Origin of the sequence: Wenxinia marina DSM 24838 (assembly GCF_000379485.1) — a bacterium.
GTDB lineage: Bacteria > Pseudomonadota > Alphaproteobacteria > Rhodobacterales > Rhodobacteraceae > Wenxinia > Wenxinia marina.
Map to the genome: position 1 here is coordinate 109841 of NZ_KB902281.1, position 15229 is coordinate 125069.

14 protein-coding genes and 1 pseudogene are annotated in these 15229 nt (G+C 70.8%); 7 read left to right on the forward strand and 8 right to left on the reverse strand.

Translation table 11 applies throughout. The features are described 5' to 3' along the window. The first annotated feature begins 70 nt into the window (after positions 1-70). On the forward strand, positions 71-2410 hold the full coding sequence (locus A37W_RS0106005) for a hybrid sensor histidine kinase/response regulator (RefSeq protein WP_018302121.1): 2340 nt from the start codon (positions 71-73) through the stop codon (positions 2408-2410). A gap of 71 nt (positions 2411-2481) precedes the next feature. On the opposite strand, the gene A37W_RS0106010 is transcribed toward A37W_RS0106005, so the two are convergent. Further along, positions 2482-2808: an ArsR/SmtB family transcription factor gene (locus tag A37W_RS0106010; protein ID WP_018302122.1), complete on the reverse strand. Its 327-nt coding sequence runs from the start codon at positions 2806-2808 to the stop codon at positions 2482-2484. Next, positions 2798-3250: an SRPBCC domain-containing protein gene (locus A37W_RS0106015; RefSeq protein ID WP_018302123.1), complete on the reverse strand. Its 453-nt coding sequence runs from the start codon at positions 3248-3250 to the stop codon at positions 2798-2800. Before A37W_RS0106015 ends, A37W_RS0106010 begins: the two co-directional genes overlap by 11 nt. A gap of 137 nt (positions 3251-3387) precedes the next feature. Here A37W_RS0106015 and pgi point away from each other — a divergent pair, with 137 nt between their 5' ends. The 4 genes from pgi (at position 3388) to A37W_RS21075 (ending at position 7012) form a co-directional block, all read left to right on the forward strand. Then, positions 3388-4986, forward strand: a complete 1599-nt coding sequence (gene pgi / locus A37W_RS0106020; RefSeq protein WP_018302124.1) for a glucose-6-phosphate isomerase — start codon at positions 3388-3390, stop codon at positions 4984-4986. Positions 4987-5160: 174 nt separating this feature from the next. Continuing rightward, entirely contained in the window at positions 5161-5529 is a 369-nt protein-coding gene (locus A37W_RS0106025; RefSeq protein ID WP_018302125.1) for a nuclear transport factor 2 family protein, read from the forward strand. Further along, a complete protein-coding gene (locus A37W_RS0106030) occupies positions 5526-6656 on the forward strand; it encodes a DUF3616 domain-containing protein (RefSeq protein ID WP_018302126.1) in 1131 nt (376 codons plus the stop codon). Before A37W_RS0106025 ends, A37W_RS0106030 begins: the two co-directional genes overlap by 4 nt. 86 nt (positions 6657-6742) lie before the next feature. Then, a complete protein-coding gene (locus A37W_RS21075; protein WP_018302127.1) occupies positions 6743-7012 on the forward strand; it encodes an excalibur calcium-binding domain-containing protein in 270 nt (89 codons plus the stop codon). A gap of 1 nt (position 7013) precedes the next feature. Here the strand turns inward: A37W_RS21075 and A37W_RS0106040 are convergent, their stop codons facing one another. The 3 genes from A37W_RS0106040 to A37W_RS0106050 are packed head-to-tail and all read right to left on the reverse strand — an operon-like array spanning position 7014 to position 10391. Then, entirely contained in the window at positions 7014-8264 is a 1251-nt protein-coding gene (locus A37W_RS0106040; protein ID WP_018302128.1) for a multidrug effflux MFS transporter, read from the reverse strand. Continuing rightward, positions 8264-8932, reverse strand: a complete 669-nt coding sequence (locus A37W_RS0106045; RefSeq protein ID WP_018302129.1) for a DsbA family oxidoreductase — start codon at positions 8930-8932, stop codon at positions 8264-8266. The genes A37W_RS0106040 and A37W_RS0106045 overlap by 1 nt, the downstream gene beginning before the upstream one ends. Continuing rightward, positions 8919-10391 carry a class I adenylate-forming enzyme family protein gene (locus A37W_RS0106050; RefSeq protein WP_018302130.1) on the reverse strand — a complete coding sequence of 491 codons (1473 nt, stop codon included), beginning with the start codon at positions 10389-10391 and terminating at the stop codon, positions 8919-8921. Before A37W_RS0106050 ends, A37W_RS0106045 begins: the two co-directional genes overlap by 14 nt. A 198-nt stretch (positions 10392-10589) precedes the next feature. On the opposite strand from A37W_RS0106050, the gene A37W_RS0106055 reads away from it, so the two are divergent. Beyond that, positions 10590-11213, forward strand: a complete 624-nt coding sequence (locus A37W_RS0106055; RefSeq protein ID WP_018302131.1) for a helix-turn-helix domain-containing protein — start codon at positions 10590-10592, stop codon at positions 11211-11213. A 348-nt stretch (positions 11214-11561) separates the two neighbouring features. On the opposite strand, the gene A37W_RS0106060 is transcribed toward A37W_RS0106055, so the two are convergent. Further along, a complete protein-coding gene (locus A37W_RS0106060) occupies positions 11562-11921 on the reverse strand; it encodes a hypothetical protein (RefSeq protein ID WP_018302132.1) in 360 nt (119 codons plus the stop codon). A gap of 104 nt (positions 11922-12025) precedes the next feature. Further along, a complete protein-coding gene (locus tag A37W_RS0106065) occupies positions 12026-13834 on the reverse strand; it encodes an extracellular solute-binding protein (protein WP_026198328.1) in 1809 nt (602 codons plus the stop codon). A gap of 349 nt (positions 13835-14183) precedes the next feature. Between A37W_RS0106065 and A37W_RS0106070 the strand changes: the two genes are divergently transcribed. Then, the gene (locus tag A37W_RS0106070) at positions 14184-14957 is read left to right on the forward strand and encodes a 3-hydroxybutyrate dehydrogenase (protein WP_018302134.1); all 774 of its coding nucleotides are present in this window, start codon (positions 14184-14186) and stop codon (positions 14955-14957) included. 79 nt (positions 14958-15036) lie between these two features. Here the strand turns inward: A37W_RS0106070 and A37W_RS0106075 are convergent. Continuing rightward, positions 15037-15229, reverse strand: a pseudogene (locus tag A37W_RS0106075) (hypothetical protein); the annotation flags it as partial.

Here is a 15229-nt window from a genome sequence, read left to right on the forward strand (position 1 = left end):
ACTGTCCGGGTTTACCGGCCGTTAGGACTTGGCGGCGAGTGTCGGGACGACCGAATCGTCAGGGGTTCAGATGTCGCAAGCAGAGACGGGCAGCGTCGGCTCGGGCGTCGGGCGTGACGCCGGGTGGCGGCGGGCTCTGCCCCGCGGCCCCGTCCTTCTCGCCCTTGGGATCGCGCCCCTGGTGGGCGCGCCACTGGTGCCGACCATCGGCCTGCAGCTTGCACTCGTCACGCTTTCCGGCGTGCTGATCTCGGCGGGGGCAGGGCTGATGCTGCTGGCCCGCGGGGCGATCCACGCGCGACCGGCCACGCGCGATCTCGCGGGCGAGGTGATCGAGGTGGACAGCGCACCGGCCTTCGTGGCCGGCGCCGCCGGGCGTATCTCGCTGCGCAACGCGGCCGCCCGCGAGTCGCTCTCGCTCGCGCAGGCGGAGACGGTCGGACGGGCCTTCCGCGACTACTTCGCCAATCCGACAGCGGTCCAGATCCGGATCCAGGCCGAGGCGGCGGAGAAGGGTCATGCGCGCGAGGACGTCGTGACGCGCCGCGGGCACCTGCGCGTCTCCGCCGCGCGCCTCGGCACCGGCGACTTCGCCTGGCGGATCGAGGAGATCGCCGGCCGCTCCGGCGGCCGCGGCACCGACTCGATCTCGCTGCCGATGCTCACCGCGGGTCCGTCCGGCACCGTGCTCTACATGAACGAGGCGTTCCGCCGCCTGACAGGCGCCCGGGCCCGCTCGCTCGACCGGATCTTCCGCGACCTGCCGCTCGCCTCGGGCCGGATGCACGTGGTCGAAGGCGCGGACGGTCCGGTGAGCTGCCTCGTCGCCGAGATTGCCGGCGCCGGTGGCCGAAGGGAGGTATACCTGCTGCCCGGCGCGACGCCCGCCGAGGCCGCGAACCCACCACCGCCGCTGTTCCAGGATCTGCCGCTGCCGCTCCTGCGCGTCACGCCCACGGGCGAGCTCCTCGACGCGAACGAGGCCGGACGCGCCGTCGTGGCCGCTTCGGTCGCCCCCGGAACCCGCCTCCCTGACCTGCTCGACGGGCTGGGACGCCCGATCGCCGACTGGCTCCGCGACGTGGCGGACGGACACAGCCCCGGCGGCCCGGAATTCCTGCGCACCACGGGCCCGGAGGAGAGGTTCATCCAGGTGATGCTGCATCCGACCGGTGCTGGCGCCGACCGCCACCTCGTCGCGGTCCTGACCGACGTGACTGAGCTGAAATCGCTGGAGGCGAAGTTCGTCCAGAGCCAGAAGATGCAGGCGATCGGCCAGCTCGCCGGCGGCGTGGCGCACGACTTCAACAACCTTCTGACCGCGATCTCGGGCCATTGCGACCTTCTCCTGCTGCGGCACGACGAGGAGGATCCCGACTATCCCGACCTGATCCAGGTGCGCCAGAACTCCAACCGCGCCGCCAGCCTCGTCAGCCAGCTCCTCGCCTTCTCGCGCAAGCAGAACATGACCAGCGAGATCATCGACCTGCGCGACGCCCTGTCCGACGTTGGCCACCTTCTGAACCGGCTGGTGGGCGAGAAGGTCCGCCTGACCGTCCGGGATGAACCGGACCTGCCGCCGGTGCGGGCCGACCGGCGGCAGATCGAACAGGTGCTGATGAACCTCGTCGTGAACGCGCGGGACGCGATGCCCGATGGCGGAGAGGTCGTCATCGAGACTGCCGACGTGACCCTGTCGGGGCCGCTCCGCCGCGACCGCGCCACCGTCCCCCCCGGCCGGTGGGTCCGTGTCCGCGTCGTCGACGAGGGCATCGGCATCGCGCCCGACAAGATGCCGAAGATCTTCGAGCCTTTCTATACCAGCAAGCGCATGGGCGAGGGCACCGGCCTCGGTCTGTCCACCGCCTACGGCATCGTCAAGCAGTCCGGCGGCTTCATCTTCGCCGACAGCGAGGAGGGGCGGGGCACGACGTTCACCCTGTACTTCCCCGCGCAGGCCTGGCCGGTCGAGGTCCGCCCGGCCGACCTGCCGCAAGCGCCCGAGCTGCCCGAGGCGACGGCCAGCGGCGTGATCCTCCTCGTGGAGGACGAGGCGCCGGTCCGCGCCTTCGCGTCGCGCGCGCTGCGCCTGCGGGGCTACTCCGTCCTCGAGGCCGACAGCGGCGAGGCCGCGCTCGAGGTGCTGGCCGACCCGCAGAACCACGTCGACATCTTCGTCACCGACGTCATCATGCCCGGCAAGGACGGCCCCACCTGGGTGCGCGAGGCGTTGGAGAGCCGTCCCGACACGAGCGTCGTCTTCGTCTCGGGCTATGCCGAGGACGATTTCAGCGCCCAGCGCGCCGCGATCCCCAATTCCGTCTTCCTGCCCAAGCCCTACTCGCTCGCCGACCTCTGTCGCACCGTGCACGACCGGTTGCCGCAGACACCCGGCGCACCGCCAGACTGATCTCGCCGCCGCATGCTGCGCTCTCTTCACCGCTGACCGATGCACCGCACGGAATACACGCACGGGACCCGTCAACCGTCCGACAGGTGATCCTTCAGGCGCGCCAGCGCATCGTCCCAGTTCGCCGCGATCTCCTCGATCCAGCCGGTGGCGTGTGCCAGCCGCTCGGGCCGGAGGCTGATGCGGGTCTCGCGGCCGACCCTGGTCCGGACCACGAGGTCCGCCTCTTCCAGCACCGCGAGGTGCTTGGACACCGCCTGGCGCGTGACCGGGAGGCCTTCGGCGAGGCGCGCCACGGGACAGGGTGCCCCGCCGGCGAGGCGGCCGACGAGGGCGAGCCGGATCGGATCGCCCAGTGCCGAGAAGAGGCGCGCAAGGTCCGGCGCATCAGCCCCCAAGGTACTCGCGCACCCGCCGCGACTGGATGTCCCAGCCCGGTTCGTTCCTAGCGCGCATGTCCGGCGCCTGGTCGGGGGGCAGGTTGGAGAAGCCGCTCTCGGTGATGGTCAGGCGCGTCCCGCCGTCGGCGGTCGGATCCAGAGCAAAGGTCACCAGCGTGCTCTTCGCGGCGATGTCGGGATCGTCCGGGTCGGGCTCTCCGACCATCGGCCAGCGGAAGGCGAAGGTCCGCGGCGGGTCCAGGACCTCGACCCGGAGCCAGAAGGGATGCTCGGTCCCCGTATCGTCGATGACGACGCCCCGGCTGACCTCGCCGGGGCGGAACGGTCGGTCGAGACGCGCCCTGAACCACGTGCCGAAGGCGGCGTGGTCGGCGATCGCGGCGAAGGCCCGCTCCGGCGGGGCGGGCAGGGTGACGGTTCGGACGATGGCATCCTGCATTGGCAACCTCCTGGTTGCCGGATGAATATGCGGCCCGCCCGTCAAAAGCAACCGAAAGGTTGCGCTTCGCGCCGTTGCACGCCATGGGCCGGGGTGAGACAACGGGCGCGCCAGACCGCCACGACAGGAGCCGCGCCATGTGGGACGTCCTCAAGAGCCATCACGCGAGCGTCGAAGGCCGGCGCATCGAGGACCTCCTCGACGCGGACCGGGCCGCGACCTTTTCGGTCCGGGTGGGCGAGATGCTGTTCGACTACTCCAAGACGAACCTCGACGAGACCGCGCTCGGCCTGCTGACGGACCTCCTCGACCGGACCGGCGTCGCCGCCAAGCGCGGCGCGATGTTCGCCGGCGCGGCGATCAACGAGACAGAAGGCCGGGCGGTGCTGCACACCGCGCTGCGCAACCTCGACGGCGGCCCGGTCGAGGTGGACGGACAGGACGTCATGCCGGGCGTTCTCGCCACCCTCGACCGCATGGCGCAGTTCGCGGCGGACGTCCGCGACGGCAGGGTCACGGGGCAGGGCGGCCGCATCACCGACGTTGTGAACATCGGCATCGGCGGCTCGGACCTCGGCCCCGCGATGGCGACGCGGGCGCTCGCGCCCTACCACGACGGGCCGCGCTGCCACTTCGTCTCGAACGTCGACCCGGCGGACATCTCCGAGGTGCTGGCCGGCCTCGACCCGGCCACTACGCTGGTGATCGTCGCGTCCAAGACCTTCACCACGATCGAGACGATGACCAATGCCCGCACCGCCAAGGCGTGGATGTCCGAGAGGGTGGCCGACCCGACGGCGCAGTTCGCGGCCCTCTCCACCGATCTTCAGAAGACCGGCGCTTTCGGCATTCCCGAGACGCGCGTCTTCGGGTTCGAGGACTGGGTCGGCGGGCGCTACTCGATGTGGGGCCCGATCGGCCTGTCGCTGATGATCGCCATCGGGCCGGAGGCGTTCAGGGCCTTCCTGCGGGGCGGGCAGGCGATGGACCGGCATTTCCAGGCGGCGGAGTGGCGCGACAACATGCCCGCGCTCCTCGCAATGGTCGGCCTCTGGCACAACCAGGTCTGCGGCTACCCGACCCGCGCGGTGCTTCCTTACGACAACCGCCTCGGCCGGCTGCCGGCCTACCTGCAGCAGCTGGAGATGGAATCGAACGGCAAGGGCGTCTCGATGGACGGCGAGACGCTGCAAGTGCCGTCCGGCCCCGTCGTCTGGGGCGAGCCGGGCACCAACGGACAGCACGCCTTCTACCAGCTGATCCATCAGGGCACGCAGGTCGTCCCCTGCGAGTTCCTCGTCGCCGCCCGCGGCCATGAAGACGACCTGCACCACCAGCACCGGCTCCTCGTCGCCAACTGCCTCGCCCAGTCGGAGGCGCTGATGAAGGGGCGGACCCTGGACGAGGCCCGCGAGAAGGTGCGCGGCAAGTATGACGGCGACGAGCTGGAGCGTCAGGCGAAGCACCGCGTGTTTCCCGGCAACCGCCCCTCCACGACGCTGGCCTACCCGCAGCTCACGCCCGAGACGCTCGGCATGATCGTCGCGCTCTACGAGCACCGCGTCTTCGTCGAGGGGGCGGTCCTCGGCATCAACTCCTACGACCAGTGGGGGGTGGAGCTGGGCAAGGAGCTGGCGACGGCGCTTGGGCCGGTGGTCGAGGGGGAGGAGGATGCCGGCGGCAAGGACGGCTCGACGGCGGCGCTGGTGGGGTTCCTGCGGGCGAACGGGCTGTAGAGCTCACCGTCGCGCCCGGGCAGCGCGGGGCCCCGGGTCGGGGCCGGGGCGGGACGGTCCTTGGGTGCCCCACCCGTCCCGGGCTCGCCCCGGGACCTCGACCGGAAAGCGGCCCGGTCCCCTCTTGGAACCCGCCCCCCGTCGCCCCCGTTGCCCCGGCGGAAAGGGGACCCCATGACCGATCTCGAGACCACGCTCTGGGAGAGCGAGAAAAGCTTCTGGATGGAAGGCGCCGACTTCTACGAGAGCCGCCTCGCCGACGGGGCGTTGATGGTCCTGCCGTACCCGGTGGGCCTGATGCGACGGGATGCGGCGATCGACGCGATCCGGCAGGCCCCACGTTGGGGCGGAGTGGAGTTGTCGGACCGGGCCGTGACCCGCCGCGGCGCGACCGCGGTCCTGTCCTATCGGGCGACCGGCTGGCGGGACGGGGACGGGGTGCCCTACCGCGCCCTGTGCGCCTCGACCTACGTCGAGGACGACGACGGCACGTGGCTCATGCTGGCACACAACCAGCAGGCGCTCGGCGAGGACGTCGTGTGACCGACGCCGCGGCGGAGGACCGGGGCGCAGACGAGACGCTGCGCCTGATCTTCCGCGACCAGCGCGCGCTTGCCCACGTGCACGACCCGATCCATCGCGACCTCTCGGCCGCCGCCCGCTGCGGCGACAGCCTGTTCCTGTCTTGCGACGAGACCGCCGGCATCGACCGCCTGACCGAGGGGCCTGACGGCTGGCAGAACCACGCCCACTTCCCCCTCGGCCGCCTGGTCGACCTGCCGGCCGGGCCGGACGGCGAGATGGATATCGAGGGTCTGCATTGCGACGGCGACTGGCTGTGGATCGTGGGCAGCCACTCGCTGAAGCGCGGCAAGGCCGAGCGGGACGAGAAACCGCTGGAGGAGAGCCTCGAGGACCTCGCCGAGATCAAGCGCGACCCCAACCGGTTCTTCCTGGCGCGCGTCCCGCTGCTGCCGGGCGAGGGCGGGGCCGAGCCGGTCGCGATCGCCGGCAGCCGCCGGATCGCACATATCAAGCTGAAGCCGAACAAGTCCAAGCTCAGGAAATGGCTGAAGAAGGACCGGCACCTGCGGCCCTTCCTCGATCTGCCGTGCAAGGAGAACGGGTTCGACATCGAAGGCATCGCCGCCCGCGACCTGCGCGTCTGGATCGGTCTGCGCGGCCCGGTCCTGCGCGGCTGGGCGATCATCCTTGAGCTGGAGATGAAGATCACCGGATCGGGCCGCCTCAAGGCGAAGCGGATCGACGGCAAACGGCGCTACCGCAAGCACTTCATCGACGCGGCCGGGATGGGCATCCGCGATCTGTCGCTGGATGGCGAGGACATCCTGATCCTGACCGGCCCGACGATGGCGGGCGACGGCCAGTGCCGGGTCCTGCGCTGGCGGGATGCTGCCGGCTGCACCGGGACCGGCTTCCGCCGGGGCGCGGAGGTGACCGAGGTGCTGACCGTTCCCTATCGCGGTCCCGTCGATCATGCCGAGGGGCTGGCGCCCTGGACCGAGGGCCGATGGCTCATCGTCTACGACAGCCCGGCCGGGCGGCGGCTGACGACCCGGGGCTCCGAGGTGACGGCGGACGTCTGGCGCCTGTCCGATGCCGGTTCGCCGGTGCCGAACGCCGAGGGCGGCCCGCCGGGCACGGCGTGACGGCGCGACTACGCGCATTGCGCACTGCACGGACGAAAGGACGGGTAATATACCGTTAACCTTTCATTAACGAATCGGCTTGCTCCATGAAACGCAATCTGGTCGCGCTCGTCCTTCTGGTCGCAGGCGCTGCCGCGGCCGATCCGGCCCGCGTCTCGTCTCCGCCCGTCACGCTGGATCATCCGCTTCTCGCGCCGCTGATCGAAGCGCAGTCCTTCGACTGCAGCAATCGCAGCTGTACGCAGCTGAACAGCTGTGCCGAGGCATGCCACAAGCTGCTGGTGTGCGGCCAGCGCCAGCGGGACGGCGACAACGACGGAATCCCGTGCGAGAACCTCTGCTCCCGCCGCTGCTGACCTACTCCGCCGCTTCCGCCTGCACGGTCTCCGGCGTCCTGGTCTCGGGGTCGAGCCGACGCGACCACATCATCAGCCCCAGCGCGATCGTCGAGCAGACGAACACGCCCCACATCAGCGGCAGCGGCGTGCCGTCGAACATCAGTCCGATCGGCGCCGCGATCGCCACCGCCAGAACGGTCGACACCGCGCCCACCGCCGAGGAGGCGAGGCCCGCGATATGGCCCGTCGGCTCCAGCGCGAGCGCGTTGAGATTGCCGAAGGTCAGCCCCGCCATCGCGAACAGCGACACCGACCAGGCGAAGAACAGCCAGAACGGCGGTACCGCCGACAGGACGCCCGTCACCTCGCCCAGGATCAGCACCCCGGTGAGAAGCGTCTGCGCCGCGTAGGCGGTGACGGCGATCCGCCGCATCCCCAGCCGCATCACCAGCGATGCGTTGCCGATCGTGCCGACGCCCGAGATCAGGCCACCCAGCAGGAACCAAGCCGGGAAGCTCTCGGCCTTGCCGTAGGCGCCGTCGTAGATCTGCTGGATCGAGGAGAGGAGCGCGAACATCTGGGCGAAGCCGACCGTCAGGACGGTGGTGTACAGGACCACCAGCCGGTTCGACGCGACCTCCTTCAGCGCCATCCACAGCGTCCCCGCGCGCAGCGGGCGGCGGCTCTCCCTCGGCAGCGTCTCGGGCTGGCGCAGGTTCATCCAGGTGGCGCCGGTCAGGCCGAACAGCACGAAGGCGACGAAGACGCCGCGCCAGCCGAACCCGTCGATGATGAGCGACCCGACGAAGGGCGCCATCGCCGGGACGATGATGAAGACCATCATCACGAACGACATCAGCTGCGCCATCCGCCGCCCGGCATAGAGATCGCGCACCATGGCGAGCACGGCGATCCGCGGCGCCGCCGCGCCGATCCCCTGCAGCACCCGCGCCGCGAGCAGCCATTCGAGGCTGTTGGCCAGCGCCGCCGCGGCCGCGGCGCACATGTAGAGCGCGAGGCCCGCCGTGATGACCGCCTTGCGCCCGAACGCATCCGACAGCGGCCCCGAGACGAACGTGCCGAGGCCCATGCCGAACACGAACGCCGTCAGGACCAGCTGCGCCTGGTTCGGATCGCCCGGCGACAGGACCTCCGCAATCTCGGGCAGGGCGGGCAGCATCGCGTCGACCGAGAAGGCGACGGTGGCGAAGAGAAAGGCGCAGAGGCCGACGAATTCGGGCCGGGACAGCTGGCGGGTGGGCGCGCGCATCAGGCGGACCCCGCCGCGTCCGGGGTACCGTTCGGGGCATCCTCGCCGGCCAGCTCGTCGATCACGCTCTGCCACAGGTCGGGCGGCTGTGCGCCGACGACGACGTGACGCTGGGCGACGATGAAGGTCGGCACGCCCGTCACTCCGGCCTGACGGGAATGGGCGTCCCGCGCGGCGATCTCCTCGCGGTCGCCGTCGCCGGCGAGCAGGCGCTCGATCAGCCCGGCGTCGAGGCCGATCCCGGCGGCGATCTCCGTCAGCACCTGCCGGACGCCGATGTCGCGCCCCTCCACGAAATAGCCGCGGAACAGGGCGGTGACGGCTGCGGTCTGCCGGCCCTCCAGCCCCGCCCAGTGGATCAGCCGGTGCGCGTCGAGCGTGTTGGGCGTCCGCTCTATCCGTCCGAAGTCGATGCTCAGCCCCGCCGCCTCGGCATGGCGCTGGACGTTGGCGTAGGCCTCGACCGCTTTGTCCCGCCCGCCGAACTTCGCCTCGAGATACTCCCGCCGGTCGAGGCCGCCGGCGGGCATGTCGGGGTTCAGCTGGAACGGGTGCCACTCGATGACGAAGGGGTGCAGCGGCCGGCTTTCCAGTGCGCGATCGAGGTTGGCCTTGCCGATGTAGCACCACGGGCAGAGCGGGTCGGACAGGATGTCAAGCTTCACCATGTCTGGCCTCCCAGTCGGTTTTCAGTCGCTTGCGCAGGAGCTTGTTGTTCGCGCCGCGTGGCAGCGCGTCCACGCGGACATAGAGCCGCGGGCACTTGTATCGAGCGAGCCTCTCGGAGGCGTGTGCGGCGAGCGCGGCCTCGTCGAGCGGTTCCGGTCCGGTCCAGAAGGCGGCGATCACGGTGGCGTCCGCCTTGACGCGCACTTCCACCGCCGCCGCCTCGGTCACGCCCGGATGCGCCGCCAGCGCCTCCTCGACCTCCACCGGCGAGACCCGGTAGCCGCCGGCGTTCATCATGTCGTCCGCGCGGCCCTCGTAGACGAGCGCGCCGTCCGGGCCGCGCCGGGCGATGTCGCCGGTCAGGAACCAGTCGCCGTCGAAGCGGGCCGCCGTCTCCTCCGGCTGGTCGAGGTATCCGAGGAAGAGGCCGGGGTCCGAGCGGTGGACGGCGATGGTGCCGTAATCGTCCGCCCCGCCGCGCAGCGCGATGCACCGCCCCGCCTGCGGATGGCCCAGCGTCCCCGCCGGCGCCGGCCGGGTCGGTGCGCCGGAGACGAAGGTCGAGCACTCGGACATCCCGTAGGCCTCGTGGATCTCGGTCCCCGTCGCGGCGCGCCAGCGGTCCCGCAGCCCCTCGGGCAGCTTCTCTCCCGCCGACAGGGCGTGCCGCAGGCGGGGCAGGGCGGGCATCCGGGTCCGCAGCATCTGCCGGAACACGCCAGGCGCTGCGGCGAAGATGGTGGCGCCGTGATCGGCGAGCAGCCGGGGCAGGGCGGTCGGTGCCGTCGCCGCCCCGGGGATCAGCGCGGTCGCGCCCATCGTCCAGGGGTCCATCAGCCCGGTGCCGAGCGTGTAGGTCCAGTTGAACGCGCCGGCATGGAGCAGCCGGTCGTCGGCAGTCAGCCCGGTCCAGCCATCCACCATGAAGGTCCGGCCGAGGATCGCGCGGTGCGCATGCACCACCGCCCGCGGCCGCCCGGACGTGCCGGAGGTGTAGATGATGTAGGCCGGGCGCTCGGGGTCGCCCGTGTTCCACTCGGCCGGCGGCAGTTCGTGGAAGGCCCGCGCCTCGGCAGCCGGCAGCACCCGGCCTGGATCGTCCGGCAGCGCCACGCCGCCCTCCGCGAGCGTCAGCGCCGGCCCGATCTCGGCCGCGATGCGGGTGATCTCCGGCCCCGTCAGCTGCGACGAGGTCGGCACCGGCACGATCCCCGCGGCGATGGCGCCGAGATAGGCGATCGGAAAGTCCGCGCTGTTCCCCAGCCGCAGCACCACCCGGTCGCCGGGGGCGAGGCCCATGTCGCGCAGTCCCGTCGCCGTCCCGCGGACCGCCGCGATCAGCCGAGCATAGCTCCACGCCTCGGACCCGTCGGGTCCCAGTACCTCGAGCGCGGCCTTGTCCGGCGTCTCCGCCCCCCGGGACAGGACGTGGGCAGCGAGGTTGAAGGGGCGGGACATGGCGCCTTCGCTACGCCCGCCCCGCCGGGGTTTCAAGCGCCGCCCGGGCCACCGCCGGACCGGTCCCGCCAATTCCCGACATCGCTCCATCGCATGTCCCCAAACACGCCGGCGACCGGCCCGCGGCCCGGACGCCGTTCCGGACGGCGCGCCGTCCGCCGTTGCCGCCTCGCGCGCCAGCGTCTAGGAGATGCCGACATGCCCCCCGCCGAGAATGCCAGCCTGATCCGTATCGCCCGCGCCGCCGGCCCGGACGAGCCGGCCGCGCCGCTCGACCTCGGGGCGCGGGTGCGCGAGCTGCGCAAGGCCAAGGACTGGACGCTGGAACAGGCGGCGCAGCGCGCCGGCCTTGCCCGCTCCACCCTCTCGAAGATCGAGAACGGGCAGATGTCGCCGACCTTCGACGCGCTGAAGAAGCTCGCCACCGGTCTCGGGATTGGCGTGCCGCAGCTCTTCACGCCGCCGTCCGAGGACCGGATCACCGGCCGGATGGCCCTGACCCGCGCGGCGGAGGGGGCGGGGCAGCTAACCACCACCTACGAGCACACGCTGCTGGCCGAGACGCTGTCGAGGAAGAAGATGCTCCCCTACCGCGCCCGCATCCGCGCGCGGCGGATGGAGGAGTTCGACGGCTGGATCCGCCATGACGGCGAGGAGTTCCTGTACGTCCTGACCGGCGTGGTCCGCCTCTATACCGAGTTCTACGAGCCGGTGGAGATGAAGCGCGGCGACAGCGCCTACTATGACGCCACGATGGGGCACAACGTGGTTTCGGTCAGTCCCGAGGACGCGACGATCCTGTGGGTGACGTCGCTGGCCTGAGGTGGGCGGACGGCTTGGCCACGCGGCGCCGACCCGCGGGGGGCGCTGCCCTCCGTCTTGCCGGAGGCAGGCTCCGTCAAGACTTCCCCCGGGATAATCGTGGCTCGATGAGAGGGAGACGGGTCGCCGCTGGCGTTGGCGCCGCGCTGGGCGAAGGGGCATCGGGGTCGGCCGTGGCGTTCGTGCGCCTGACCGAACGTCCCCGGGGGGAGCGAGAGGCCCCACTCAGGGCCGGGGCGGGCGTCCCGTTGAAGACCCGTCCCGGCCCTGAGCCGGGACCCCGAGGGCGGGGGCGCCGACCATCGGGCCCCGGCGGGGGGCCGGGGCGGGGTCAAGCGAGCGGCCCCTTCAGCTGTCGTCCTCGCTCACGCCAACGGGCGGCTCGGGGCTGTCGTCGTCGCCGAACTTGCCGTCCTGGGAGTAGGCGTCCTCGTCGGCCGCCATCTCGGACCGTGAGGCGAGGATGCGCTGGTTGTCGACGTCCTCCTCGGTCATCACGTCCGCCGGCACCTCGCCTTCCAGCCACTCGCCGATCTCTTCGTCGGCATCGAGGGCGTCGTCGTCCGGCTTCGCTTCGGCGATGAGGCGGGCCAGGGCGGAGCGGTCGCCCTCGACCGCGTCGACGTCGTCGCCGTCGAGCTCGGGCCAGCGGGTGAGGATGCGCGGCACGAAGGCGTGCCAGTTCTGCGAGACGTCGGTCCAGTCCATGGGTCCCTCCGGATGATCGTTGCGCCGGGGGAACGGGGCGGCGCGGGCCGCGGTTCCAGCCGGGCCCGAACGGACGCGGGACCCCGAAGGGCCCCGCACCGGCGTCATTCCTCGTACCACCAGACGTCCGGCTGCCAGCCGGGCCAGTCGCCGAAGATCGGGATCGTCTCGGGATGGTGCAGGTTCGCGTCGTAGGCGATCCAGCTGACGTTCCACTGGTAGGTCGGGATGACGAACCGCCCCGCCGTCAGCACCCGGTCGAGCGCCTGCGCCGCGGCCAGGAAGTCGTCCTGGCTGGTGGAGGTCAGCAGCGTGTCGATGAGGCCGTCGATCGCCTCTGACTTCACGCCCATCAGGTTCCTGCCGCCCGGTTCGTCCGCGAGGTCCGAGCCGAAATAGAGGTACTGCTCGTTCCCCGGCGACAGCGAGAGGGCGCGGCGGTAGTAGGTCATGTCGAAGTCGTAGGCGTCCGTCCGCTCCTTGTACTGGGCCGAGTCCACCAGCGTGATCTGCGGGAAGATGCCGACCCGCTCCAGCGACTGGACGTACATGTCTATGATCGACTGGTTCTCGGTCGAGCCCTGCTCGAGCAGGATCTCGAGCTCCATCGGCTCTCCGGCCTCGTTGGTGAGGCGGCCGTCCTGCACGGTCCAGCCCGCCTCCTCGAACCTCTCCAGCGCCGTCGCGATGCCGGCGCGGTTGCGCTCGGACCCGTCGGAGACGGGCAGGGCGTAGCCCTCGAGCGCGCCCTCGGGCAGGTCGTCGTAGCGTTCCAGGAATTCCCGGACCCGCCCCTCCGCCGGGCCGTCGGTCATGCCGAGCGGCGAGTTCGAGAAGTAGGAGGTGATCCGCGGCTGCTCGCCGCCCGTCATCGCGTCGTTGATGAACTCGAAGTTGAAGACATGCATCATCGCGTCGCGCACGCGCCAGTCGTCGAACGGCGCCCGGCGGGTGTTCATCACGAAGCCGGTCATCCCCGAGGGCCGGCCGTGGGGCAGCACCTCCTTCACCACCTCGCCGTTCTCGGCGCGGGGGAAGTCGTACTGCTGGCTCCAGCGGGCGTAGTTGAACTCGCGGGTGAAATCCGTCTCGCCGGACTTGAACGCCTCGAAGGCGGCGGTCTCGTCCCCGAAGAAGTCCATCCGGATCGTGTCGAGGTTCATCGTGCCGACGCGGAACGGCACGTCCCAGCCCCAGTAGTCGGGGTTGCGCGTCAGCTCGACGTAGCGGCCGTACTCGTAGTCGCTGACGACGTAGGGGCCGGACGTGATCGGCACGACCTGGCCGTCCGATTCGGCGAAGTCGACGCCCTCCCACTGGGCCTTCTGCAGGATCGGCCGCATGCCGGCGATCAGCGCCAGCTCGCGGTTCTCGGTGTTGAAGGTGATGCGGACCGAGCGCTCGCCCGTGGCCTCGATAGACTCGATCTGGGACCAGAAGCTGGCGTAGCGGGGGTGGCCCTGCGTGCCGAGGGTCTCGTAGGACCAGATCACGTCCTCGACGGTGACGGGCGTGCCGTCCGAGAACTCCGACTCGGGGCGCAGGGTGAATTCCACCCAGGAGCGGTCCTCGGCCGTCTCCACCGATTCGGCGAGGAGGCCGTACAGGGTGAACGGCTCGTCCAGGGTCCGGCCCATCAGGCTCTCGCTGACGAGGTAGGTCAGCTGCCAGGGGACGTTGCCCTTGCGGATGTAGGGGTTGAGGCTGTCGAAGCTGCCGACCTCGGCCGTGGCGAGCGATCCGCCGATGGGGGCGTCGGGGTTGGCGTAGGGCAGGGACACAAAACCCGGTGGTAGGGCGGGCTCTCCGTACATAGCTATGCCATGCTGCTGTGCTCCGGCGGCGGTGGCCCCCAGCGCCAGAGCGGCCGCGAGGCACCCCGCCCCCAGGCGCGCGAAAAAGTGCGGTCTCATCTTGGCGACGATCCTTCTGCTCCCCGTTATCGTTGACCGGGACGGTAAACGGGGCAGCCAGCGTTATCAAACTTTTAGGTTGGACAACGGCGCGCGATCGCCTATAACAAGGGCACTGCTCGATAGGTTTCTTGCCTGTATGAAACCTGCCTCAATAACTCAACGCCCGCCTCGTGCGGGCGTTTTTTTTGGTGTCTCGTGCAGTGTCGATGAGGGGTCCCGGTCGGCTGCCGCGAGACCGTCGCGACGGCCGGCGCCGTGCCGTCCGGCCGCTCCGGCAAGGCGGGGCTTCCCATCCCGCACCCGCGGCGTATCTTCGCCGCAGGGCAGCAACGACAGGGAGCGGCGCATGGACCTCAAGGGAAAGACGGCCGTCGTCACCGGTTCGACCTCCGGCATCGGCCTCGGCATCGCGCGGGCGCTCGCGAGCGAAGGGGCGGACATCGTCCTCAACTCCTTCACCGACAGCGAGGAGGACCAGGCGCTGGCGAAGGACCTGGCGGCCGAGTTCGGCGTGTCGGTGCGCTACATCAGGGCCGACATGTCGAAGGGCGACGAGTGCCGGGCGCTGATCGCGCAGGCGGGCGCGTGCGACATTCTGGTGAACAACGCCGGCATCCAGCATGTCGCGGCGATCGAGGCCTTTCCGGTCGAGAAGTGGGACGCGATCATCGCGATCAACTTGTCCTCGGCCTTCCACACGACGGCCGCGGCGCTGCCGATGATGCGCAGGGCCGGCTGGGGCAGGGTGCTCAACGTCGCCTCCGCCCACGGCCTCACCGCCTCGCCCTTCAAGGGGGCGTATGTCGCGGCCAAGCACGGGATCGTCGGCTTCACCAAGGTGACGGCGCTGGAGACGGCGGAGGAGCCGATCACCGCCAACGCGATCTGCCCCGGCTACGTGCTGACGCCGCTGGTGGAGGCACAGATCGCCGACCAGATGAAGGTGCACGGCATGGACCGCGAGACGGTGCTGCGCGAGGTCATGCTGCTGCGCCAGCCGTCGCGGCAGTTCGCGACGGTCGAGCAGATCGGCGGCACCGCCGTGTTCCTCTGCTCGCCGTCCGCGGACCAGATCACCGGCACGACGATCAGCGTCGACGGCGGCTGGACCGCGCTCTGACCGGCCGGGGACGGGGGGCTGTCCAGGGTAGTCCCTCTTAATGGCTGACCGTCCCGGGCCTGAACCGGCAACTGTAACCTCAGGGGTTGGCTGTCGCGTAGTCCTTGGCGTCGCGGAGCATGGCGTTGAGGACGGTGAGGAGCTTGCGTGCGACGGCGATGATGGCCTGCTTGGGACGCTTTCCGGCGGCCTCGAGGCGGGCGCGGAAGGCGGCGAAGGCAGGGTCCCGGCGCGAGGCCTGCAGGCCGGCGAGGTAGAGCAGCGAGCGGATC